Source organism: Umezawaea endophytica (assembly GCF_025061645.1).
In the GTDB taxonomy this organism is placed as follows: domain Bacteria; phylum Actinomycetota; class Actinomycetes; order Mycobacteriales; family Pseudonocardiaceae; genus Umezawaea; species Umezawaea endophytica.
Genome location: NZ_JANYMP010000015.1, coordinates 15,959 through 39,066, shown reverse-complemented (window position 1 = coordinate 39,066; position 23,108 = coordinate 15,959). Strand labels below are relative to the sequence as shown.

The following is a 23,108-nucleotide window of genomic DNA, read 5'->3' as shown; positions in this document are numbered from 1 at the left end:
TGTCCTCTACTCTCCCAAGGTAGGACGCCAGTTTACTGCGAGTTCGACGTTCAGAGCCGGGAATGTTGTCGAAGCCACGTTGCAAGCTTCATCAACAAACTCCTGGTCAGTCGGTCGATCATCGCCGTCGATAGCATAGGTGAAACTCGGCCATCCAGACGAAATCCGAATGGTCCTGTCCCTCCCGTCGACCACAGCAATGATTCGTTCTTCATCGAAATCTTCATCTCGATAATGGGCCAAACCGATCATTCCTGCCAAATTAGGAGGCTCACGCGTACCGCGCAACGCGTTTACGGCAGCAGAAAGACGACTCTTAAGATCGGTCCCATCCTCAAGATCGATCCTCAACGTGCTTCTTCTAACATTCTCTCCTGTGAAGTTGGTTCGATCTGAGGATCGAGTATTTTGAACAAGTTCAACTGATCGGATGCCAATTTCTTCCGAGTCAAGAAATCTTGACCAGGCATGTTCGTCAGCAAGATCGGTTACAGTACGGAGTTTGAGGCCACGATCTTTGAAATCGTTGTTCAAGGCCGTCAGAACGTTAGCGGTGAGATGAGACCGTCCGCGAGTCTCAGCAATAATTAGCCCAGCATCACCATACGGAGGAACTAGCATCAACACTCGAGATTCTCGCAATACCGCATCTGTAGACGAGATACGCCTCGAACGCCTCCTGTTCGCAACGTCGACAACCTCACCCGGCTCACCATAATAGCCCCCACTTACAGTTACCAGAATCCCCCAGGCATTTGAATCCACCCTGTCAAATCGGGTGAATGAACCCTTATCTTTATTTGCTTCACCATCACCACTGACGCGATCTTCCAAAGTTTCCCGAATAGTCGAATGCAAACCATCAGGCTCAGGATCGGTGAACGCAATCCTATGCATCTTCCTAACCGGAGTAGCATTCAACTCAAAAACCCTGAACCCATATGAAGTCATCATTGACCTCCGTCGTCCTACTTAACGCGTCGACTAGCATAGTTTATCAAAAGCCAGGCAATATCGTTACAGATATAATCCAACGATATTCAATTTTCGCTCGATCAGGCTAGTCTCCTTCGCTCATTGCCGAACTTGGCTCTATGTGATCAAGGCGCGCCGCCAGCGGCGGCGCGCTAGGCCTGTCACCTTGGCACCGTGTCCGCATCCATCCGGCACGCCAGGCTCCCGCTTCGCTCCGTCTGGCGGCCGGGCGGCGTGGCGCAGGCGACCGGCGGCAGCGCCACCGCTGGCGGCGCAGGGGGTACAAGAGCTGCTGTCAGCCTGCCCCCGTCGGGACGATCGCGTGGCTGGTCACCGTAGAGAGCTGGGCACGTCGATCGACCGCCCGCCGACGCTTCGCGCCATCGGCCAATGAGCACCTGGTCCCCAGACATGGCGAAGGCACCACCCCAACACGGCCGGTGTCGGTGACGCTCTGCAACGGTGCGTCAAGGCGTGGAAACGGGCCTTGATTTGTCGCTGTGGAGCGCCTGATCCGGCTGTGTGTCGGGGTGGTGCCGAGAGAGCTTGATCAACTCTCAGGCCGTCTACAGGCCGTGAGACGCTGGAGAAGGTCAATCGACGATGACAGACTTTGAGAAGGAACGCGCTGTTCAGAGGCCGTATACAAAGGACATGGCTCTAGTCCATGAGGGACTGCGCAAGATCTTCGCCATCTTTGAGGGACCAGCGAAATTCAGCGATTGGTCGTGGCCAGGACGATTTCCGGCGTGTACACCAAGTGACTCGATCACCCTAGGCCGGGTCGGAGACGCCTGGCCTAGGGTGATTCAAAGGCTGGTGTTGAGCGGCATGAAAGGCGTCAGTGCCGCCGGTTCGGCAACAGTGGCGAGGAAAGCGATATCGCCTAGAACAAATTCACCAGTTCGCTGACGTGGTGGGTTGGGGTGGAGAGGAAGACGTCTTCCGCTACTGGGCCGCAGGCCACGTTGAGGGTGTCTAGGGCGTAGATCCAGGCGTCCGTCGTTAGGCCTGAGTAGCGGTAGTTGATCTGCCAGCGGACTACCTCGCCCTGCTTGACCCAGACCGCTGGGGGGCGTCTGGCTCTGAAGGGGCGGCCGATGGGGGAGACCTGCAAGTTCACCCTGACCCGGTCGGCCTCCTCGTGCAGGGTGACCTGGTTCTCGTCCGGGCGGCCGTGGTGCACGGTCGAGTGGGGCGCGAAGTCGTGCCACTCCTGCTGGGTGACCTCGTGGGTCAGCAGCGGAGCCAGCTCCGGTAGTTCGAAGGCGACCGGCAAGGTCGCCGCGGAGCCGCCGGTCGCGTCCTCTGTCCACACGGTTCGCACCCACTGCGCCACGATGTCCACGCCTACATGCTCTCAAATGACGGTGAGGGAGGACGACGCGGTTTGGCGGACGCCATTCCGAACGGCGTCGTTCCTGCGCCGGATGACATGTGGGCCAGGAGTTGTTCCAGGATGCGGGAACATCAGCAGACTGAACGGTTCGTCTCAACAGGAGTGGCCGAAAAGGACATATCGAACATCAGCCGCGGCGTTGGGGTAGCGGGAGGATGCGGCTGACCAGCTCCAGCTCTGCCGGTGGCACGGCGAGGTGGGTGACGTTCGGGCCGCGGCGGTAGTGCAGGACGACCATGTTCGGGTCGATGGTCCAGCCGTTGCCGACGTCCACGCCGCCCAAGCTCTCCACGACGCCGTCGCGGCGGCTGAAGTCGAGCACGCCCGACTCGCCGGGCACCCACCACACCAGCCGGTAGCGGCCCGCTTTGAGCCTTCCCTGCCGCCACACGCCGTCGGCGAGCACCGCGGCGGCGATGACGGGTTCGCCGCCCGACTCGAACTCGGCGAGCCTGCTCGCCACCGTGCCGCCCCGACGAGGTTCCCCGCGGCGGAACAGGTCCGCGATCCACCGCCTCCACGCCGTCATCGGCCCACCCCCGGATGCAACAACGCCGTCGTCGGGCGCCTGGTTCCCGCCTAGTGTGTGCGGCGTGATCGGCAACCTGCAATGCGTCGTCCTGGACTGCGCCGAACCCGCGGTGCTGGCGGAGTTCTACCGAGGGCTCCTCGGCGGTGAGGTCGACCAGCCCGATCGGCGGTGGACGCTGGACGAGCTGTGGTCGACCCTCCACACCCCCACCGGGCTGGTGCTGTGCTTCCAGGGCGTGGACGACTTCCGGGCGCCCGCGTGGCCCGATCCGGAACGGCCGCAGCAGTTCCACCTCGACGTCGGGGTCGCCGACCTCGACGCGGCGCAGGCCGACGCGGTCGCGCTGGGCGCGACGCTGCTCGACGCGGGTGCGGCCTGCCGGGTCTGGCGAGTGCTCGCCGACCCGGCGGGCCACCCGTTCTGCCTGGTCCGGGAGTAGGTCAGCCGCCCGCCAGCCGCAGCCACTCGCGTTCCGCCGCGGTGTCCGGCATGGCGGGCCTGTCGTTGAGGACCGCGACCAACTGCCAGTAGCGCTCGGCGCGCGGGTCGGAGAACGACTCATACTCGCGCAGCTTCTCGACGAGCCGCTCGTCGTTCGGGATGTCGAGCGCCTCGGCCCACCTGGCGTTGACCGCGGCGACGATCTCCTTCGCCCGCGCCGAATCCGGGGCCACGCCCGCGTCCAGCGCGGCACGGGCCTGCTCGACCGAGTAGGTGAACGCCCCCAGTTGCTCAGCGCTGGACGCGCTCATGTCCTCGCCCGCGGCCCGCAGTTCGGCGTGCCGCTCCGACATCCGGCGGATGCTCGCCCGGAAGTCCTCGTCCTGCACCAGGTTCGCCAGCTCGACCCACGCCTCCACCTGCTCGGTGGTCGGGTCGTCCGACAGCTCGACGCGCACCGAGCGCATCATCGCGTCGAAGCCCGGCTCCAGGTCGTAGCCCCCGAACACGTCCTCGAAGAAGTCGTCCAGGATGCGCTGCCGCTCCTCGTCCGACAGCCTGGCCAGTTCGTTCACGAGTTCCATCTCCCCTCCCTTGGCGACCGCGCGCAGCACCGAGCGGCGCAGCCGCAAGGTCCTGATCTGCGCGTCGATCGCGTCCGCGTGAATGCGCGCCACCTCGGTGATCCCCACCTCGTCCTCCAGCACGCGCTGCGCGGTCGGCAGGTCGACGCCGAGGTCGCGCAGGGTGCGGAGGAGCTTCAACCGGTTCAGGCCCGCCACGTCGTACGAGCGGTAGCCGCCGCCCGTCCTGCCGACGACGGGCACGAGCCCCGCGTCGGAGTAGAAGCGGATCGTCCTGGTGGACAGGCCGGTCAGCCTGGCGAGGTCGCCGATCGAGTAGTGCGTCACGGGAACCATCGTGAACTCTCCAGTCGCTGGAGGGTCAAGGGCTTCGCACGCGCGGAACGCCGGGAGCCGTCGTGCGCTCCCGGCGTTCCGGAGGGGTGACTAGTAGGTCATCGCCATGGCGGGGTCGGCCAGGAGGGCGCCGACGTCGGCGAGGAACTGCGAGCCCTGCTGGCCGTCGACCACGCGGTGGTCGAAGCTCAGTGCGAGCTGGCAGACCTTGCGGGGGACGACCTGGCCGTCGACGACCCACGGCATGTCGCGGATGGCGCCGAGGGCGAGGATGGCCGACTCCCCCGGATTGATGATGGGGGTGCCGGTGTCGACGCCAAAGACACCGACGTTGGTGATGGTGAAGGTGCCGCCCATCATGTCCGCCGGTGACGTCTTGCCGTCGCGGGCGGTCGTGGCCAACTGGTCGAGCGCCACCGCCAACTCGCGCAAGGACATCCGGTCCGCGTCGCGGACCTTCGGCACGACCAGGCCGCGCGGGGTGGCGGCGGCGATGCCGAGGTGGACGTAGTCCTTGTAGACGATCTCGCCCGCCGCCGCGTCCCAGGTCGCGTTGACGTCCGGGGTCCGCTTGGCGGCGAGGACGACGGCCTTGGCGGCGAACGTCAGCGGCGTGACCTTGACGTCGCGGAACGCGGGTGAGGTCTTCAGGCGCGCGCGGAGTTCCATCATCGGCGTGACGTCGATGGTCAGGAACTCGGTGACGTGCGGCGCGGTGAACGCGCTGTCCACCATCGCCTGCGCGGTCGCCTTGCGGACGCCCTTGATCTGCACCCTGCGCTCCCGCGTGCCGTTGTCCACTGTGGACACGGGTGCGGGAACCGGTGCGGCGACGGCCTGTTCGACGTCCTCGCGGGTGATGACGCCGTTGGCGCCGGAGCCGGTCAACGCGTACAGGTCGACGCCCAGGTCCTTGGCCAGCTTGCGGACCGGCGGCTTCGCCAGCGGGACGTAACCGCCGGGCTGGGCCACCGGAGCGGGAGCCGGAGGAGCGGCCACGGGGGCCGGGGGCGCGGCCACGGCGACGGGAGCGGCAGGTGCGGCCACGGGCTCGGATCCCTTGCGGGCACGGCGTTTCGCGGCTCCCGCGCGCGGGCCGTAGCCGACCAGGGTCGCGATGCGGCCGCCCGGCATCTCCTCGCCGATCTTGCCGGAGGAGGCGCCGTTGGTGGCCGGTTCCGCGGCGACCGGAGCGGGTGCGGCGGGTGCCGCCGCGCCGGAAGGATCGACATCGATCGTGATGATCGGGACGCCGACGTTCACCGTCTGGCCGACCTCGGCCAGCAGCTCGGTGACGACGCCGTCCCACGGGCACGGCAGCTCGACGGCGGCCTTGGCCGTCTCGATCTCGACGATGATCTGGTTGACCTTCACCGCGTCCCCGACCTGGACGTTCCAGGTCAGGATCTCGGCCTCGGTCAGCCCCTCCGCCGTGTCGGGCATGGGGAACTGCTTGAACTGCGGCATGACAGGGTTCCCCTTACCAGGCGAGTGATCGGTCGACGGCGTGCAGCACCCGGTCGAGGTCGGGGAGGAACTCCTCCTCGAGCTTCGACGGCGGGTAGGGGGTGTCGAACCCGGTCACGCGCAGCACCGGGGCCTGGAGGGAGTAGAAGCACTCCTGCTGGACCTTCGCCGCGATCTCGCTGGTGATGGAGCTCTCGCTGGGCGCCTCGCTGACGACGACGAGGCGGCCGGTGCGGCGCACCGAGTCGTACACCGGGCCGAGGTCGAGCGGGGACAGCGTGCGGAGGTCGATGACCTCCAGTTCGGTGCCGTCCTCGGCGGCGGCGTTGGCCGCGTCGAGGCACACCCGGATCATCGGGCCGTAGCCGACGAGGGTGGCGGCTTGTCCGGCCGACGTGCTCGTCCCAGCGGAGGCGGAATTGGACGCGGTGCGCAGGACGCGCGACTCGAACAGCGGGCCGGGCGCCTTGGTCGTGTCGACCGGCGCCTTCTCGTAGTAACGGCGTTTCGGTTCGAAGAACAGCACCGGGTCGTCGCAGTCGATGGCCTGCTGGATCATCCAGTAGGCGTCGGTCGGGTTCGAGCACGACACGACCTTGAGACCGGCGGTGTGCGCGAAGTACGACTCGGGCGACTCGGAGTGGTGCTCCACGGCGCCGATGCCGCCGCCGAAGGGCACGCGGATCACCATGGGCAGCTTGTTCTTGCCCTGGGTGCGGTAGTGCAGCTTCGCGACCTGGCTGACGATCTGGTCGAAGCCGGGGAAGATGAAGCCGTCGAACTGGATCTCGCACACCGGCCGGTAGCCGCGGATCGCGAGACCCACGGCGGTGCCGATGATGCCGGACTCCGCGAGCGGCGTGTCCAGGACGCGCTGCTCGCCGAAGTCCTTCTGGAGCCCGTCGGTGATGCGGAAGACGCCACCGAGCTTGCCGATGTCCTCGCCCATCATGAGGACCTTCGGGTTCGCCTCCATCGCGGCGCGCAGCCCCATGTTCAGCGCCTTGGAGATCGTCAACGTCTGCACGGCGGAGTCACCGGAGTCGGAACCCGCGCGGTTCATCGTCGGAGCGGCCATCAGTGCTCGCCTCCCGCGAAACCCTCGACGTAGGCGAGGAACTCGTCGCGCTGGGCCTCCAGCACGGGGTTCCCCTCCGCGTACACGTTGGCGAAGATCCGCTCCGGCGGCGGGTCGGGCATGTTCACGCAGAACTCGCGCAGCTCGACCGCCAGCGCCTCGGACTCCTGCTCGATCGACTCGAAGAACGCGCTGTCCGCCCACTGCTGCTTGACCAGGTGCACCTTGACCCGCTCGATGGGGTCCTTGAGCTTCCACAGCTCCAGCTCGTCGGAGAGCCGGTAGCGGGACGGGTCGTCGGACGTGGTGTGCGCGTCCATCCGGTAGGTGAAGGCCTCGATCAGGATCGGGCCGTTGCCCTGCCTGCACTCCTCCAGCGCCCAGCGGGTGACCGCGAGGGTGGCGAGGACGTCGTTGCCGTCGACCCGGATGCCGGGGAAGCCGTAGCCGCGGGCCCGCTGGTAGAGCGGGAGGCGGGACTGGCGCTCGGTCGGCTCGGAGATGGCCCACTGGTTGTTCTGGCAGAAGAACACGAGCGGCGCGTCGTAGACGGCGGCCCACACGAAGCCCTCGTGCACGTCGCCCTGGCTGGTGGCGCCGTCGCCGAAGAAGCACATCGTGGCTTCACCGTCGGCGTCGCCGACCTTGCCGTCGAACTTCTGGCCCATCGCGTACCCGGTCGCGTTGAGGACCTGGTTGCCGATGACGATCGTGTACGGGTGGAACTTGTGCTCCACCGGGTCCCAGCTCCCCATGTCCGTCCCGCGGAAGATGCCCAGCAGGTCGGTGGGGTGGATGCCGCGGGTCCAGGCGATGCCGTGCTCGCGGTAGCTGGGGAACGCCATGTCGTCGGGGCGCATCGCGCGGCCTGCGCCGATCTGCGCGGCCTCCTGGCCGAGCAGCGGCACCCAGATGCCGAGCTGGCCCTTGCGCTGCAACGCGTTGGCCTCGCGGTCGACGCGGCGGATGAGCACCATGTCGCGGTAGAGGCCGCGCAGTTCCTCCGCCGTGATGTCGATGTCGAAGTCCGGGTGCTGGACGCGCTCCCCCTCGGGGGTGAGCAGTTGCACCAGGTTGACGTCACCTTGGTCGGTCGCTCGCAAACCTGCGATCACCTGTTCCGCGGTCGGTTTCGCCGCGGTCGCGGCCGGAGCCGACGCCGGCTCGGGGTGCGTCCATTGCTCGGGGGACGACATTGCGCCTTCTCCTCGTCTACGAGGCCGCCCGGTCGCTTGTGGCGACGTGTGTGCGGCAATGCACCGCCAGCCGCCTCCGCCCCTGTGGGGGCGTCGGTCAACCGTCGGCGCTGACGGTGGTTCTCATCCACATCCTGACACGGCCCCACCCGACTTGGTGAGTGCCATCCCACTTCGTAACACTCCGACCAGCGCTCTGAACTGGGAGAACAGTCGGAAGGGCAACCTTTTGGCCTCCGAGCACCAAGTTCGGTGACCGAACACCGCTGTCCCGGTTACCGTTCGTTAACCTCTTGCCCACGTCCCGGACAGGTTTGAGCACGATCATCAAGGGCGGTCTCCGAGCCTGGAGACCGATCCAGGAGACATCCGACCATTCGGGAAGTCGCTTTACCTCGTCCGCAGCAACCAAGTGCGGTTAATTAGTTCATCGGCTACGCCAAACAGCCGGACTCTGTGATCTGAGCTACACAGACATCTGATGTCTTGTTAACGTCAGGGCTTCCTGCACGCGTCGACGCGGCGGTGGCCCGCCGTCGGCGCGCTCCCGGTCGGTGGAGGACGCATGAACACCCTGCGCACAACCGTTCCAGCACTCGTGACGATCCTGCTCTCCGCGCTCACACCGGCCGCGCCCGACGTGGGCGCGACAGCGGCCGGACCGCTCAGCCTCTGGTACGACGAACCCGCCGCCGACTGGGAGACCCGGTCCCTCCCGATCGGCAGCGGAGCACTGGGCGGCGGCGTCTTCGGCACCGTCGCGAAGGAGCGGATCCAGCTCAACGAGAAGACCCTGTGGACCGGCGGCCCCGGTTCGGCGCAGGGCTACGACTTCGGCAACTGGACCAGCCCGCGACCGACCGCCATCGGGGACGCGCAGGACCGGATCGACCGCGAACGCCGGGTCGCCCCGTCCGCCATCGCGTCGGCGCTCGGCCAACCGAAACGCGGTTTCGGTTCCTACCAGACGTTCGGCGAACTGGGCCTCACGCTCACCACCCCGCCCAGCGGCGTCACGAACTACCGCCGCGACCTCGACCTCGGCCGGGCCGTCGCCACGGTCGCCTACGACGCGGGCGGCGTGCGCTACACCAGGGAGTACTTCGCCAGCGCGGCCGACGACGTGCTGGTCGCGCGGCTCTCGGCGAACCGTCCGGGCCGGATCGGCTTCACCGCGGCCATCACCGCGCCGGACAACCGGTCCAAGCGGACGACCGCGAGCGGCGGGCGCAGCACGTTCGCCGGAGCGCTGAACGACAACGGGCTGAAGTTCGAGTCGCAGCTCCAGGTCATCGGCCAGGGCGGGTCGCGGACCGACAACGGCGACGGCTCGGTGACCGTGGCGAACGCGGACAGCGCCGTCGTCGTGCTGGCCATGGGCACGGACTACGCCGCCGACTACCCGACCTACCGCGGCGCCGACCCGCACCAGCGCGTGCGCTCGACGGTCGACGCGGCCGTGGCCAAGGGCTGGAACGGGCTGCTCAGCGCCCACGAGCAGGACTACCGGGCGCTGTTCGACCGGGTCCGGCTCGACCTCGGCCAGCAGGTGCCCGCGATCCCCACCGACGACCTGCTCGCCGGCTACGCGACCGCCGCGCCCGCGACCAAGCGGGCCCTCGAGGTCCTGTACTTCCAGTACGGCCGCTACCTGCTGATCTCGTCGTCACGGGCGGGCTCGCTGCCCGCGAACCTCCAGGGCGTGTGGAACAACAGCACGTCACCGCCCTGGGACGCGGACTACCATGTCAACATCAACCTCCAGATGAACTACTGGCCCGCCGAGACGACGAACCTGTCCGAGACCACCGCGCCGCTGTTCGACTACGTCGACGAGATGCGCGAACCCGGTGCCGTGACCGCGCGGGACATGTTCGGCAACCGCGGCTGGGTGGTGAACAACGAGACCAACCCGTTCGGCTTCACCGGCGTGCACAACTACGCGCAGTCGTTCTGGTTCCCGGAGGCGGGCGCGTGGCTCGCGCAGCACTACTACGAGCACTACCTGTTCACCGGCGACCAGGCGTTCCTGCGCGACCGCGCGTACCCGGTGCTCAAGTCGCTCGCCCAGTTCTGGCTGGACGAGCTGAGGGTCGACCCGCGCGACGGGAAGCTGGTCGTGACGCCGAGCTACTCACCGGAGAACGGCGACTTCTCGGCGGGCGCGGCGATGTCGCAGCAGATCGTCCGGAACCTGTTCGCGAACGTCGTCGACTCGGCGGGCCTGGTGGGCGACGCGGCGTTCGGCGACGAGGTGCGGCAGGCGTTGACCAGGCTCGACCCCGGCACGCGGATCGGGTCGTGGGGCCAGTTGCAGGAGTGGAAGGAGGACTGGGACAGCCCCACCGACACGCACCGGCACGTGTCGCACCTGTTCGGGCTGTTCCCCGGCAACCAGCTCACCACCCCGGCGCTGACGAACGCCGCCAGGGTCTCGCTGACCGCCCGCGGCGACGGCGGGACCGGCTGGAGCAAGGCGTGGAAGATCAACTTCTGGGCGCGGCTGCTGGACGGCGACCACGCGCACAAGATGCTGTCCGAGCAGCTCACCGGCAGCACGCTGGCCAACCTGTGGGACACGCACCCGCCGTTCCAGATCGACGGCAACTTCGGGGCGACCTCCGGGGTGGCGGAGATGCTGCTCCAGAGCCAGAACGGCGTCGTGCACGTGCTGCCCGCCCTGCCGTCCTCGTGGCCGAGCGGCTCGTACACCGGGCTCAAGGCGCGCGGCGGCACGACGGTCGACGTCCGCTGGTCCGGCGGGTCGGCGACCGAGATCGGCGTGACCGCGTCGAAGAACGGGCCGCTGACCGTCCGGAACGACCTGTTCCGGACGGGCCACCGGCTGGTGGACACGACGACCGGGCAGACCGTGCGGGCGGCGGTCGACGGCGACTCGGCGACGTTCACCGCGCGGGCGGGACGCCGGTACGTGGTCACGAGGACATGACGGCGTACCGAACCCGAGGCCGATCGCCTTGGGCTGACCTGCGCCGTTCGTGACAGGATCGGGAGCGTGGACCGTTCAGCGCTGACCCGTACCGTCCGAGGGCTGTGGGATGACGACATCCTCCCGAGCCTGTCCGAACTGGTGGCCGTGCCCGCGATCTCACCGGCCTTCGACCCCAAGTGGGCGGAGAACGGTCACCTCGCGGCCGCCATCGAGCACGTCCGGGCGTGGATCACCACCCGCGACCTGCCCGGACTGACCACCGAGCTGCACGAGCTGCCCGGCCGCGCGCCGCTGCTGCTCGTGGACGTGCCCGCGAAGGGCACCGAGGTCGAGGGCACGACCGTGCTCTACGGCCACCTCGACAAGCAGCCGCCCGTCGCCGACTGGTCGCCCGGCCTCGGCCCGTGGACGCCGGTCGTCAAGGACGGCAGGCTCTACGGGCGGGGCGCGGCCGACGACGGCTACGCCGGGTACGCCGCGCTCGCCGCGCTCGAAGCCGTGCACGCCGCCGGTGGCTCGCACGGCCGGTGCATCGTGCTGCTGGAGACCAGCGAGGAGTCCGGCAGCCCCGACCTGCCCGCCTACCTGGAGCACCTGGGCGACCGGCTCGGCGACGTGTCGCTGGTCGTGTGCCTGGACTCCGGCGGCAACGACTACGAGCGGATGTGGCTGACCACGTCGCTGCGCGGCCTCGTGCAGGTGGGCCTGACCGTGCGCGTGCTCGACGGCGGCCTGCACTCCGGCATGGCCAGCGGCATCGTGCCCAGCTCGTTCCGGATCGCCCGGCAGTTGCTCGACCGCCTGGAGGACGCGACCACCGGCGAGGTGCTGGTGCGCGAGATGCACGTCGACATCCCCGAGGACCGGCTGGCCGAGGTGCGCGAGGCCGTGGCCGCCGTGCCCGGCTCGCTGACCGCGACCGTCCCGTTCGCCGGCGGCACCACCGCCGTGGACAAGGACGAGGTCGAACTCGCCCTCAACGGCGGCTGGCGGCCGACGCTGTCCGTCACCGGCGCCGAGGGCCTGCCCGCGCTGGACGACGCGGGCAACGTGCTGCGGCCGTTCACCACGCTGCTGCTCAGCTTCCGGCTGCCCCCGACCGCGGACGCCACCGCGGCGTTCAAGGCGGTGGAGGAGCTGGTCACGACCGACGTGCCGTACGGCGCGACCGTCGAGCTGAGCCGCGTGGAGGCCGCGGGCGGCTGGAACGCCCCCGAGCTGGCGCCGTGGCTGCGCGAGGCGCTGGACCGGGCCGCCGACGACGTGTTCGGCAGCCCGTGGCGGACGGTCGCGCTCGGCGGCTCCATCCCGTTCATGGGCCTGCTGCACGAGGCGTACCCGCGGGCCCAGTTCCTGGTCACGGGCGCGGTCGGCCCGGACTCGAACTGCCACGTGCCGGACGAGTCGCTGCACCTCGACCAGGCGCGGAAGGTCACGGAGGCCGTCGCGCTGGTGCTGGACGCGCACTCCAAGCAGGGCTGACGGGCTGGTCGGACGGGGCCGCGCGGTCCCGTCCGACACCCGTGACGTCGAGGTAACCGGTCCGTCTGGATCGATGCCGCACACTGGTCAGGTGAACGAGCAACGGCAGAGGACCGAGCGGCTGCGGCTCGCCGCGTCGGACTCACCCGATGCGCCCTGGCGCCTGTGGGGGCCCTACCTGGCGGGACGCCAGTGGGGGACGGTCCGCGAGGACTACTCCGCATCAGGTGACGCCTGGACGTCATTCCCGTTCGACCACGCGCGGGCCCGTGCCTACCGGTGGGGTGAGGACGGCATCGCGGGGATCTGCGACGTGCACGGGTTCCTCAACCTCGGGTTGGCGCTGTGGAACGGCGCCGACCCGATCCTGAAGGAGCGGTACTTCGGGCTCACCAACAACGAGGGCAACCACGGCGAGGACGCCAAGGAGTACTGGTGGGTGACCGACGGCACGCCGACGCACTCGTGGATGCAGGTGCTGTACCGGTACCCGCAGGCCGAGTTCCCCTACGCCGAGCTGCGCGAACTGGCCGCGGGCGCGGGCCGCGAGTCGCGTGAGCCCGAGCTGTCCGACACCGGCGCGCTGGACGAGAACCGGTTCTTCGACGTCGTCGTCAGCTACGCCAAGGCCGGGCCGACGGACGTGTGCGTCGAGATCACCGCGACCAACCAGGGGCCGGACGCGGCTCCGCTGCACCTGCTGCCTCAGCTCTGGTTCCGCAACACGTGGGCGTGGGGGCGGGACGAGCGGAAGCCGTCGCTGACCGCGTCCACCCGCGACGGCTGGCACCGGGTCACCACCGAGCACGGGAAGCTCGGGCGGTACACGCTGCACGTCGAAGGCTCGCCGTCCCTGCTCGTCACCGACAACGAGACGAACGACGTGGCGCTGTTCGGCGCCGAGCAGAACCTGACCGAGTACACCAAAGACGGCATCGACCGGCACGTCGTCCGCGGCAACCCGACGTCGTGCCAGGTCGTCGACGACGTCTCCGAACCCGGCACCAAGGCCGCCGCCTGGTACTCGTTCGACGCCGTCGAACCCGGTGCGTCCGTGTCGATCCGGCTGCGGCTGGTCGAGGGCGACGGGCACCAGGACGCGTTCGGGCCGACGTTCCAGTCCACCGTGGACGCCCGGCGGGCCGAGGCAGACGAGTTCCACCACGACCTGATGCCCGGCGCGGACCGGCAGAAGGCCGCCGTGGTGCGGCGGGCGCTCGCCGGTCTGATGTGGACGAAGCAGCACTACCGCTTCCGCACCAGGGAGTGGCTGGACGGCGACCCCGCGCAACCGGCGGCGCCCGGCTCGCGCAAGTCGCCCGCCGCGCGCAACACGCACTGGCGGCACTTCGACTGCGCCGACGTGATCTCCATGCCGGACGAGTGGGAGTACCCGTGGTTCGCGGCGTGGGACCTCGCGTTCCACACCGTGCCGTTCGCGATGGTCGACCCGGCGTTCGCGAAGGAGCAGCTCCTGCTGCTGTGCCGCGAGTGGCTGATGCACCCGAACGGCCAGATCCCGGCGTACGAGTGGGAGTTCGGCGACGTCAACCCGCCCGTGCACGCGTGGGCGGCGCTCCAGGTGTACCGGGCGGAGGAGGTGCCGGACCGGAAGTTCCTGGCGAAGATCTTCCACAAGCTGCTGCTGAACTTCTCCTGGTGGGTCAACCGCAAGGACGCCGACGGCAGCTACCTGTTCGAGGGCGGCTTCCTCGGCATGGACAACATCGGGCCGGTCAACCGGTCCGAGCCGATGCTGGGCGCGTGGCGGCTGGAGCAGTCGGACGCCACGTCGTGGATGGCCGCGTACAGCCTCCACCTGATGCAGATCACGCTGGAGCTGGCGCGGCACGACGAGTCGTACGAGGACGTGGCGACGAAGTTCGTCGAGCACTTCCTCGGCATCGCCGAAGCGTCGACGCAGTTCGGGTCGGGTGGCGGCGGGATCTGGGACGAGGCGGACGGGTTCTGCTACGACGTGGTGTCGCGCAGGCTCGCCGACGGCACGGTGGAGTCGCAGCCGGTGCGGGTGCGGTCGATGGTGGGCCTCATCCCGCTGCTCGCGTCGGCCGTGCTGGAGCCGTGGGTGTTCGAGGAGCTGCCGAGCTTCACCCGGCGGCTGGACCACCTCATGGCCCGCAGGCCGGAGCTGGTGCAGTTCCTGACCTGGCAGGACCGGCCGGACGGCCGCCGCAACCTGCTGTCGCTGCTCGACGACCGCAAGCTGCGGCTCGTGCTGGCGCGGATGCTGGACGAGGGCGAGTTCCTGTCACCGCACGGCATCCGGTCCATGTCGGTCGCGCACCGCGAGGGCATGGAGGTGCACGTCGCCGACCAGCAGCACCGGATCGGCTACGAGCCGGGCGAGTCGCGCACGCCGATGTTCGGCGGCAACTCGAACTGGCGCGGCCCGGTGTGGTTCCCGACGAACGCGCTGCTGGTGGAGGCGCTGCGGACGGTGGACTCGTTCCACGACGGCCGGTTCCGCGTCGAGCTGCCCACCAGGTCGGAACGCGAGGTCACAGCGGGTCAGGCCGCCGACGAGCTGGCGCGGCGGCTGGTGTCGCTGTTCCTGCCCGACCACGACGGCCGGAGGCCCGCGGACGGCAAGCGGGTGGAATCGACGGACTCGCCGCTGTGGCGCGACCACATCACGTTCAGCGAGTACTTCGACGGCGACACGGGCGAGGGGTTGGGCGCTACGCACCAAACGGGGTGGACAGCTCTGGTAGCGGGACTACTCCATCCGTGACCTGCGCAGATCGGTTCAGGACGTGCGCGTTCCGTGTCCGTGCGGTGTGATGTAACCCGATCGCGTGTACGACATTCGGCCGAATAGGACTGTGACGCTCGATTCGGCACCGCGAACGGGATGTAACACGCACGTGCTGTCCAGCTTGTCACCCAAGTGGCAGTATCCCGAACACTCGACCAACTCAGTTACGAGGAGTGACCTCAGTGGCCCGTCGAACAAGCAACCAGGTGTTCGCCCTGCTTCCCGCGCTGGGGCTCGCCGTCGTCGCGGCCGCGGGCTGTGCCACGAGCACGAACACCGCCGGCACGGCCGGTGACAGCGGTATCGCCGTCGTCAGCGCGGGCAAGCTCACCACCTGCACGCACCTGCCGTACGAGCCGTTCCAGTTCCGCGAGGGGGACAAGACCGTCGGTTTCGACGTCGACCTCGTCGACCTCGTCGCGAAGGACCTCGGCCTCACCCAGACGGTGGTGGACACCCCGTTCGAGGGGATCCAGTCGGGCGAGGACATGAACACGAACAAGTGCGACGTCGCCGCGGCGGGCATGACGATCACCGACACGCGCAAGCAGAACTTCGACTTCTCCGACCCGTACTTCGACGCGGAGCAGGCGCTGCTGACGAAGAAGGGCGCGGGCTACAAGGACCTCGCGAGCCTCAAGGGCAAGAAGGTCGGTGTGCAGGCCTCGACCACGGGCGAGGAGTACATCAACAAGAACAAGGACGCCATCGGCTACGAGGTCGTCCAGTTCGAGGACCTCGCGCTGGAGCTGACCGCGGTGCAGACCGGCCAGGTCGACGCGGCGGTCAACGACAACGGCGTGTTCTACGACTTCGTGAAGAAGAACGCGGACACCGAGGTCACGACCGAGTTCCCCACCGGTGACAAGTACGGCATCGGCGCGAAGAAGGGCAGCCCGCTGATCCCCAAGATCAACGAGACGCTCAAGAAGATCAAGGGCAACGGCGAGTACGACAAGCTGTACGAGAAGTGGTTCGGCAAGAAGCCGGCTAGCAAGTAAACCGGAGCCCAGGGGGTCGATGCCGCGCATCGGCCCCCTGTTCTTGTCCTGTCCGAACTCGCGAGGGAACCACATGGCCCTGTCCAAGCGCCAACGCTCGAAAGTCTTCCGCGGCGTCCAGTACGGCGTCCTGGTCGTCGTCCTCATCGTCATCGCCCTCGTCGCCGACTGGGGCACGATCAAGCGGGCGTTCTTCGACTTCGAGGTGATGTCGAAGCTCTTCCCGGACGTCATCTTCATCGCGCTCAAGAACACGATCATCTACACGGCGCTCGGGTTCACCGTGGGCCTGGTGCTCGGGCTCGTCCTGGCGCTGATGAAGCTGTCGCCGGTGCCGCCGTACCGGTGGATCGCGACGATCTACATCGAGTTCTTCCGCGGCATCCCGGCGCTGCTGGTGTTCATCGCCTTCAACTTCGGCATCCCGCTCGCGTTCCAGGTGCGCTTCGACAACCTGACGACGGTGACGATCGCGCTCGCCATCGTCGGCGCCGCGTACATGGCGGAGACGATCCGCGCGGGCATCCAGGCGGTGCCCAAGGGCCAGATCGAGGCCGCCCGCTCGCTGGGCATGTCCCAGGGCCGGACCATGGCCACGGTCGTCATCCCGCAGGCGTTCCGGATCATCCTGCCGCCGCTGACCAACGAGCTGATCATGCTGACGAAGGACTCGTCGCTGATCTACCTCATCGGCGTGCAGTACGAGCAGCTCGAGCTGACCAAGTTCGGCCGGGACGCGATGAACCAGTACCGCGGCATGACCCCGATCCTGATCGCGGGCGCGCTGTACCTGATCATCACCCTGCCGCTCGGGTACCTGTCCCGTCGCCTGGAACGCCACACCGGCGGGAAGAAGGTGTCCTGATGACCGAACCGGCAGTCGTGATCACCGGGCTGAAGAAGTCGTTCGGACCGCTGGAGGTGCTGAAGGACATCGACCTCACGGTCGCCTCCGGCGAGGTCGTCTGCATCATCGGGCCGTCGGGCTCCGGCAAGTCGACGATGCTGCGCTGCGTGAACCTGCTGGAGGAGCCGACCGGCGGCAAGATCGTCGTCAACGGCGTCGAGATGACCGACCCGGACGTCGACATCGACGAGGCCCGGACCAAGATCGGCATGGTCTTCCAGTCGTTCAACCTGTTCGCGCACCTCAGCGTGATCAACAACCTGACCGTCGCGCAGCGCAAGGTGCTCAAGCGCGGCGAGAAGGAAGCCGAGGAGATCGCCCGGCACAACCTGGAGCGCGTCGGGCTGACCGACAAGGCGAACGCCATGCCCGCGCAGCTCTCCGGTGGCCAGCAGCAGCGCGTCGCCATCGCGCGGGCGCTGTCGATGAGCCCCGAGGTCATGCTGTTCGACGAGCCGACGTCCGCGCTCGACCCCGAACTCGTCGGTGACGTCCTCGGCGTCATGCGGCAGCTCGCGGACGAGGGCATGACCATGCTCGTCGTCACGCACGAGATGCAGTTCGCCAGGGAAGTGGCCGACAAGGTGCTGTTCATGGACGGCGGCTACGTGGTCGAGCAGGGCCCGGCGGCCGAGGTCATCGGGAACCCCCAGCACGACCGCACGAAGTCCTTCCTCGCGAGGGTGCTGAACCCGACGCACGTGGACGACGTCGACTAGATGGCGGAAAGCGGCGCGCGCGGGCTGGACGTCTTCGACCCCAGCCCGCCGCGGTCCTCCAGGATGGCCGCGGCCGACGTGCTGCGCGGTGTCGGCGAACCGGACGTGGCGGGCAACTGGCGGTTGCCCCGGCGGAGGACGAACGCGCCGCCGGTGATCCGGGTCGTCGACAAGTTCCTCACCGGCGTGCTCGACCTGCGGGCCGTCGAGCTGAACTACCTGCTGGAGTTCGAGCGCTGCCGGTTCGAGCAGCCGCCGGACCTGCGGCAGAGCAAACCAGCGGGCGTCGACTTCCGGCAGTGCTGGCTGCCCGGTCTCGCGGGCCGGAACCTGACCAGCGCCAACGACGTGGTGCTCGACGGCTGCACCGTCGAAGGACCGGTCGACCTCACCGACTCCGACATCGCGGGCTCGGTGGTGCTGCGCACCTGCGCGTTGCGCGCGCCCGGAGAGCTGGCGCTGCACGCGGACCGGATGAAGGTCGCCGGAGCGCTGCTGGCGTACGGGATCCGCACCGAGGGCGAGGTCAGGATCGCGGGCGCGCAGATCAGCGGCAACTGCAACTTCAGCGGCGCCGTGCTGCACAACCCCGGCGGGTTCTCGTTGAACGGCAACGGGATGCGGGTCGGCGGCAACCTGCTGTGCGGCGTGTGGGCCGAAACCGACCAGCACTTCACCGCGCACGGCACCGTGATGCTGCCGAACGCGACCATCAGCTCCGCGTTCACGATGCGGCGCGCGGCGCTGCACGCGGGCGACGACCACGCCGAACCCGACCTGGTCGACCCGCACGCCGACCCGCACGCCTCGCTGGTGCTGGACCGGATCACCGTCAGCGGCGACGTGGAGCTGGACCGCGGTTTCACCAGCGCGGGCACGCTGCGGATGCTGAACGCCGCCATCGGCGGCACGCTGTCGCTGGCGGGCGCGAAGCTGGACGCGGTGAAACCACCCGGCGGCAACACCGACCCCGTCGGCCGCGGCCGGGCCGTGCACCTGGACGGCGCGGAGGTCGGCGGCGACATCACCGCCAGGGAACTGGTCATGAAGGGCCAGTTCCGCATGGTCGACGCGACCGTGCGCGGCAGCCTCGTGCTGGACGCGTCGACGCTGGAGAACCCGCGCGCCGACACCGTCCTGGCCAACCGCTGCCGAGTGGGCAGCAACCTCAGCGCCCGCGAAGCCGACGTGGCGGGCGTCTTCGAACTGCGGGCCGTCCACATCGGCGCGAACCTCGACCTGCGCGGCAGCAGGCTGATCCAGCCGGGCAAGTACCGCCACCAGCCGGGCGAGAAGGCGTCGGTGGACATCGGCGGCGCCACCATCGGCCGAGACCTCATCTGCGCCAAGGGGAGCAAGGAGTTCGTCGCGCACGGCGGCGTCCGCACCAGGCGCGCCCAGATCGGCCGCACGGCGAACTTCGCGGGCGCCGTGCTGGGCGACAAGCTCGACAGCCACGCCCTCAACGCACTCGGCATGCAGGTGCCGGAACTGGTCCTGACCGTGGTCAGCCCGCCCAAGGGCAAGGTCACCCTGCGCGGCGCGGGCTGCACCTCGTTGGAGGACAACGAGACCTTCTGGAACGCCACCGGCAGGATCGACCTGGAGGACTTCCGCTACGACTCGCTGCGCCACTCCATCGACCTGCGCGACGACGCCTCCGTGCTGCGCCGCCTGCGCTGGCTGCGCCAGGCCATGCGCCACCGCTACCGCCCCGGCCCGTACGACCAGCTCGCGGAACTGCTGCGGGCGAGCGGCAACGACGAGCACGCGTCGACCGTGCTGATGGAGAAGCAACGGCTGCGGTACATCGCCGTCGCGGAGGGCACCCGGATCGTCGGACCGCTGGTGCTGCTGTGGAGCTGGCTGCAACGCTGGATGGTCGGCTACGGCTACCGCCCAGGACGGGCACTGGGGTGGCTGGTCGTCTCATGGATCCTGGGCAGCGCCTACTTCGCCGTCGGCCCACCGCTGACCGTGATCAACTCCGACGACACCCTCCAGTGGAACCCGTGGCTGTTCACCATCGACCTGGTGGTCCCGATCGTCGACTTCGGCAACAAGAACCGCTGGCAGACACCGGGCGCGGCGCAGTGGATCGCGTCCGGCCTGATCGTCAGCGGCTGGACGCTGGCGACCACGGTCGCGGCAGGCCTGACGCGGATGCTGAAGCGCTGACCGGCTGACCATAGGGTGGTGCCACCCCTGCCTCGTGAGGAGCTCCGACCGTGACGGATGTCGTGCTGGCGCTGGACGTGGGTGGTACCAAGATCGCCGCCGGGCTGGTCGACCGGGACGGTGCGGTGTTGCGGGCGGTGCGGGTGCCGACGCCCGTGGACGATGCCGAGGCGACGTGGGGTGCTGTCGCGTCGGCGGTGGACCAGGTGCTCCAGGGGGAGATCGTGGCCGGTGTCGGTATCGCCTGCGCCGGGCCGGTGGATGCGGTGGCGGGTACGGCCAGTCCCATCAACGTGCCGCTGTGGCAGCGGTTCCCGCTGCGCGACCGGGTCGGCGAGCTGGTGCCCGGTGTGCGGGTCGAGATGGCGGGCGACGGTGTGTGCATGGCGTTGGGCGAGCACTGGCGTGGTGCTGGTCAGGGCAGTCGGTTCATGGTCGGGCTGGTCGTGTCGACCGGTGTCGGTGGTGGGCTCGTGTTCGGTGGGCGGCCGTTCGGCGGGCGGACCGGCAACGCCGGGCACATCGGGCACATCGTCGTGGAGCCGGACGGCGTCGGCTGCTCCTGCGGTGGTCGGGGGTGCGTCGAGGTCGTCGCGGGTGGGCCGCGGCTGGTGGAGTGGGCGCGGCGGCAGGGCTGGCAGGCGCCCGAGCACGCCGACGCGGCGCACCTCGCGGCCGCCGCGCAACACGGCGAAGAAGTGCCGCTCGCGGCGTTCGAACGCGCCGGGTACGCGGTCGGCCTGGCCATCGCGGCGACGGCCGCGCTGTGCGACCTCGACCTGGCCGTGGTCGGCGGCGGTGTGGCGCAGGCGGGTGACCTGCTGTTCGACCCGATCCGCCGGTCGCTGGCGACCCACGCGGGCCTGTCGTACCTCGAAGACCTCCGCGTCGAGCCCGCGCGGCTCGGCGGCGAAGCCGGTCTCGTCGGGGCGGCGGCGCTCGTGGTGGATCGCTGAGGGTCGCCGGGGCTAAGGTCCGAGCAGTGGACGAGAATCTGGTTGACCACTGGGAAGAGCAGACCGCCAACTGGGTCGAGTGGGTGCGGCGCCCCGGCTTCGACTCCTACTGGACCTACCGCGAGGACTTCTTCGCGCTCGTCCCGCCGCCCGGCTTCGCGACGCTGGACTTCGGCTGCGGTGAGGGCCGCGTGTCGCGCGACCTGGCCGAGCGCGGCCACCGGGTCATCGGGTTCGACGGGTCGCCGAGCATGGTCGAGGCCGCTCGCGAGGCCCACCCGGAGGGCGAGTACCTGGTCGCCGACGCGACGTCGCTGCCGTTCGAGGACGACAGCTTCGACCTGGTCGTCGCCTACAACGTGCTGATGGACGTCGACGACGTCGGAGCGACCGTCCGCGAGGCCTCGCGGGTGCTGATGGCCGGTGGGCGGCTGTGCCTGTCGATCACGCACCCGGCCACGAACCCCGGTGACCGGAAGAGCCCGTACCTGGAGTCGACGCGGTTCCGCGACGAGGTCGAGCGGGACGGGCTGTCGATGGTGTTCAGCGGGTGGAGCCACCCGCTGTCGCACTACACCGCCGCGCTGGAGGGAGCCGGGCTGCTCATCGAAGCCGTGCGGGAACCGGCGTGGCGGGACGAGCCGGTCCCGTACCTGCTGTGGCTGCGGGCGCGGGTGGCCTGACGACGGTCGCGAGCAGCACGCCCACGCCGCCGAGCGCCAGACCGACGAGGGTGGCGGTGCTGAGGGTCTGGCCGAGGACGAGCCAGGCCAGCAGCGCGGTCACGGCGGGGGTGAGGAAGAACAGGGCGCCGACCCTGCTGGCCGCTTCGCGTCGCAGCATGAGGTTGAGCAGCAGGAACGTGCCGACGGAGTTGACCAGCACGATCCACGCGAGCACACCGCCGAAGACACCCCAGTCGGACACGTGCGGCGTCTCCAGGAGGAGCGAGGCGACGCCCATGAACGGGGTGGCGACGAGGAAGTGGACGGCGGTGCTGCTGCGCACGTCGACCTCGGGCGTGAAGGCCTTCTGGTAGACCGTGCCGAGGCTCAGGCCGAGCAGGCCGACCACGCACAGCAGGATCGCGCCGAGCGAGGAGCCGAGGCGGTCGGACACGGCGAGCAGGACGCCCGCGCCGCCGATCCCGAAGCCGAGCCACTGGTAGCGGGTCATCCGCTCGTGCAGCACGCCCGCGGCGAGCAGGGCGATGACGACGGGGTTGAGGCCCTGCACCAGCGCCACGACGCCGCCCGGCAGGCCGAGGCCGATGGCCGAGTAGAAGCCGCCGAACTGCACGCCCTGCATCAGCAGCCCGACGACGGCGACGTGCGCGAGCTGCCTGCCGCGCGGCCACCTCGACCCGGACGCCCAGGCGATCACGGTGAGGAGCACGCCCGCGAGGGCGAAGCGGCTGAACGTCAGCAGCATCGGCGGGGCGACGTCGGTGCCGATGACCGCGGCGACGAACGCGCTGCTCCAGAGCACGACGAACACCGGTGGACCGATCCGTCCCATGACGCCTCCCCGAGTAACCCGTTAGAGCGGTTATTCGCGACAGTAACCTATCGAACCGGTTATGCTCCACCCATGGACGTCACGTTCGTCAGCGGCAACCTCGCACTCGACTTCGTCGGCACGGTCGGCTCCCGCCGCACGGAGCGCGTCCAACTCCTCGCCGGGCCGGACGACCTGGCCGCGTGGACGACCGCCGCCGGACTGCTCGACGAAGCGCCCGCCGTCGACGACCGGGCGTTCCAGCAGGCCGTGGAGCTGCGGGAGGAGCTGTACCGGCTCGCGTGCGCCGCCCGTGACGGCGAGGACTACGGGGACGTGGCGCTGCTCAACGGGTGGGCCGCCAAGCCGCCGGTGGTGGTGGCGCTCGGCGCGGACGGCGTCGTGCGGCGGACGGGCGGCCTGGACGCGGTGCTCGCGACGATCGGCCGGTCGGCGGTCGACCTGCTGGCCCGGCCGCTGGCCTCGGAACTGCGGGAATGCGGCGCGGAGACGTGCACGCGGCTGTACGTCGACCACTCGCGGCGGGGCGCGCGGCGGTGGTGCGACATGAAGAGGTGCGGCAACCGGGTCAAGGCCGCGCAGTTCCGGGCCAGGCACGCGTGAGGGCCAC

19 protein-coding genes are annotated in these 23,108 nt (G+C 69.0%); 11 read left to right on the top strand and 8 right to left on the bottom strand.

What is annotated here, in order from left to right:
- Positions 1-6: 6 nt before the first annotated feature.
- From NZH93_RS28140 to NZH93_RS28130, 3 genes are all read right to left on the bottom strand, one after another.
- The gene (locus NZH93_RS28140; protein ID WP_259626239.1) at positions 7-954 is read right to left on the bottom strand and encodes a hypothetical protein; all 948 of its coding nucleotides are present in this window, start codon (positions 952-954) and stop codon (positions 7-9) included.
- A 907-nt stretch (positions 955-1,861) separates the two neighbouring features.
- Positions 1,862-2,323: a hypothetical protein gene (locus tag NZH93_RS28135; RefSeq protein WP_259626238.1), complete on the bottom strand. Its 462-nt coding sequence runs from the start codon at positions 2,321-2,323 to the stop codon at positions 1,862-1,864.
- Positions 2,324-2,501: 178 nt separating this feature from the next.
- Entirely contained in the window at positions 2,502-2,903 is a 402-nt protein-coding gene (locus NZH93_RS28130) for a hypothetical protein (protein ID WP_259626237.1), read from the bottom strand.
- Positions 2,904-2,967: 64 nt separating this feature from the next.
- Between NZH93_RS28130 and NZH93_RS28125 the strand changes: the two genes are divergently transcribed.
- A complete protein-coding gene (locus tag NZH93_RS28125) occupies positions 2,968-3,345 on the top strand; it encodes a VOC family protein (RefSeq protein ID WP_259626236.1) in 378 nt (125 codons plus the stop codon).
- A 1-nt stretch (position 3,346) separates the two neighbouring features.
- Here the strand turns inward: NZH93_RS28125 and NZH93_RS28120 are convergent, their stop codons facing one another.
- The 4 genes from NZH93_RS28120 to pdhA form a co-directional block, all read right to left on the bottom strand.
- On the bottom strand, positions 3,347-4,267 hold the full coding sequence (locus NZH93_RS28120) for a MerR family transcriptional regulator (RefSeq protein ID WP_259626235.1): 921 nt from the start codon (positions 4,265-4,267) through the stop codon (positions 3,347-3,349).
- 90 nt (positions 4,268-4,357) lie between these two features.
- Positions 4,358-5,734: a dihydrolipoamide acetyltransferase family protein gene (locus tag NZH93_RS28115; RefSeq protein WP_259626234.1), complete on the bottom strand. Its 1,377-nt coding sequence runs from the start codon at positions 5,732-5,734 to the stop codon at positions 4,358-4,360.
- Positions 5,735-5,747: 13 nt separating this feature from the next.
- Entirely contained in the window at positions 5,748-6,812 is a 1,065-nt protein-coding gene (locus tag NZH93_RS28110) for an alpha-ketoacid dehydrogenase subunit beta (protein ID WP_259626233.1), read from the bottom strand.
- Positions 6,812-8,008 carry a pyruvate dehydrogenase (acetyl-transferring) E1 component subunit alpha gene (pdhA, locus tag NZH93_RS28105; RefSeq protein WP_259626232.1) on the bottom strand — a complete coding sequence of 399 codons (1,197 nt, stop codon included), beginning with the start codon at positions 8,006-8,008 and terminating at the stop codon, positions 6,812-6,814. The genes NZH93_RS28110 and pdhA overlap by 1 nt, the downstream gene beginning before the upstream one ends.
- A gap of 565 nt (positions 8,009-8,573) precedes the next feature.
- Here pdhA and NZH93_RS28100 point away from each other — a divergent pair.
- From NZH93_RS28100 to NZH93_RS28060, 9 genes are all read left to right on the top strand, one after another.
- Complete coding sequence (locus NZH93_RS28100) at positions 8,574-10,958, top strand: glycoside hydrolase family 95 protein (RefSeq protein WP_259626231.1); 2,385 nt, start codon at positions 8,574-8,576, stop codon at positions 10,956-10,958.
- A gap of 57 nt (positions 10,959-11,015) precedes the next feature.
- Positions 11,016-12,443, top strand: a complete 1,428-nt coding sequence (locus NZH93_RS28095) for a M20/M25/M40 family metallo-hydrolase (protein WP_259626448.1) — start codon at positions 11,016-11,018, stop codon at positions 12,441-12,443.
- A 91-nt stretch (positions 12,444-12,534) separates the two neighbouring features.
- Complete coding sequence (locus NZH93_RS28090; protein ID WP_259626230.1) at positions 12,535-15,195, top strand: MGH1-like glycoside hydrolase domain-containing protein; 2,661 nt, start codon at positions 12,535-12,537, stop codon at positions 15,193-15,195.
- A gap of 206 nt (positions 15,196-15,401) precedes the next feature.
- Positions 15,402-16,220, top strand: coding sequence for a transporter substrate-binding domain-containing protein (locus NZH93_RS28085; protein WP_259626229.1), 819 nt, complete (start codon positions 15,402-15,404; stop codon positions 16,218-16,220).
- Positions 16,221-16,293: 73 nt separating this feature from the next.
- Positions 16,294-17,085 (top strand): amino acid ABC transporter permease, encoded by a 792-nt coding sequence (locus NZH93_RS28080; protein WP_259626228.1) that lies wholly within the window; start codon positions 16,294-16,296, stop codon positions 17,083-17,085.
- Entirely contained in the window at positions 17,085-17,846 is a 762-nt protein-coding gene (locus NZH93_RS28075; protein WP_259626227.1) for an amino acid ABC transporter ATP-binding protein, read from the top strand. Before NZH93_RS28080 ends, NZH93_RS28075 begins: the two co-directional genes overlap by 1 nt.
- Positions 17,847-20,024: a hypothetical protein gene (locus NZH93_RS28070; RefSeq protein ID WP_259626226.1), complete on the top strand. Its 2,178-nt coding sequence runs from the start codon at positions 17,847-17,849 to the stop codon at positions 20,022-20,024. It begins immediately after the preceding gene.
- Positions 20,025-20,074: 50 nt separating this feature from the next.
- Positions 20,075-20,980, top strand: coding sequence for an ROK family protein (locus NZH93_RS28065; RefSeq protein ID WP_259626225.1), 906 nt, complete (start codon positions 20,075-20,077; stop codon positions 20,978-20,980).
- Between the two features lie 26 nt (positions 20,981-21,006).
- Positions 21,007-21,663: a class I SAM-dependent methyltransferase gene (locus NZH93_RS28060; RefSeq protein WP_308214248.1), complete on the top strand. Its 657-nt coding sequence runs from the start codon at positions 21,007-21,009 to the stop codon at positions 21,661-21,663.
- Here NZH93_RS28060 and NZH93_RS28055 read toward each other — a convergent pair.
- Positions 21,584-22,498 carry a DMT family transporter gene (locus tag NZH93_RS28055; protein ID WP_259626224.1) on the bottom strand — a complete coding sequence of 305 codons (915 nt, stop codon included), beginning with the start codon at positions 22,496-22,498 and terminating at the stop codon, positions 21,584-21,586. The two genes, NZH93_RS28060 and NZH93_RS28055, sit on opposite strands and share 80 nt — an antisense overlap.
- A gap of 72 nt (positions 22,499-22,570) precedes the next feature.
- Between NZH93_RS28055 and NZH93_RS28050 the strand changes: the two genes are divergently transcribed.
- Complete coding sequence (locus NZH93_RS28050; RefSeq protein ID WP_259626223.1) at positions 22,571-23,101, top strand: CGNR zinc finger domain-containing protein; 531 nt, start codon at positions 22,571-22,573, stop codon at positions 23,099-23,101.
- Positions 23,102-23,108: the final 7 nt, after the last annotated feature.

Excerpts from the sequence above, each read along its gene's own strand:
- NZH93_RS28140 (WP_259626239.1), bottom strand. The coding sequence starts at position 954 with ATGATGACTTCATATGGGTTCAGGGTTTTTGAGTTGAATGCTACTCCG.
- NZH93_RS28130 (WP_259626237.1), bottom strand. The coding sequence starts at position 2,903 with ATGACGGCGTGGAGGCGGTGGATCGCGGACCTGTTCCGCCGCGGGGAA.
- NZH93_RS28120 (WP_259626235.1), bottom strand. The coding sequence starts at position 4,267 with ATGGTTCCCGTGACGCACTACTCGATCGGCGACCTCGCCAGGCTGACC.
- NZH93_RS28115 (WP_259626234.1), bottom strand. The coding sequence starts at position 5,734 with ATGCCGCAGTTCAAGCAGTTCCCCATGCCCGACACGGCGGAGGGGCTG.
- NZH93_RS28110 (WP_259626233.1), bottom strand. The coding sequence starts at position 6,812 with ATGGCCGCTCCGACGATGAACCGCGCGGGTTCCGACTCCGGTGACTCC.
- pdhA (WP_259626232.1), bottom strand. The coding sequence starts at position 8,008 with ATGTCGTCCCCCGAGCAATGGACGCACCCCGAGCCGGCGTCGGCTCCG.
- NZH93_RS28100 (WP_259626231.1), top strand. The coding sequence starts at position 8,574 with ATGAACACCCTGCGCACAACCGTTCCAGCACTCGTGACGATCCTGCTC.
- NZH93_RS28080 (WP_259626228.1), top strand. The coding sequence starts at position 16,294 with ATGGCCCTGTCCAAGCGCCAACGCTCGAAAGTCTTCCGCGGCGTCCAG.
- NZH93_RS28075 (WP_259626227.1), top strand. The coding sequence starts at position 17,085 with ATGACCGAACCGGCAGTCGTGATCACCGGGCTGAAGAAGTCGTTCGGA.
- NZH93_RS28070 (WP_259626226.1), top strand. The coding sequence starts at position 17,847 with ATGGCGGAAAGCGGCGCGCGCGGGCTGGACGTCTTCGACCCCAGCCCG.
- NZH93_RS28055 (WP_259626224.1), bottom strand. The coding sequence starts at position 22,498 with ATGGGACGGATCGGTCCACCGGTGTTCGTCGTGCTCTGGAGCAGCGCG.
- NZH93_RS28050 (WP_259626223.1), top strand. The coding sequence starts at position 22,571 with ATGGACGTCACGTTCGTCAGCGGCAACCTCGCACTCGACTTCGTCGGC.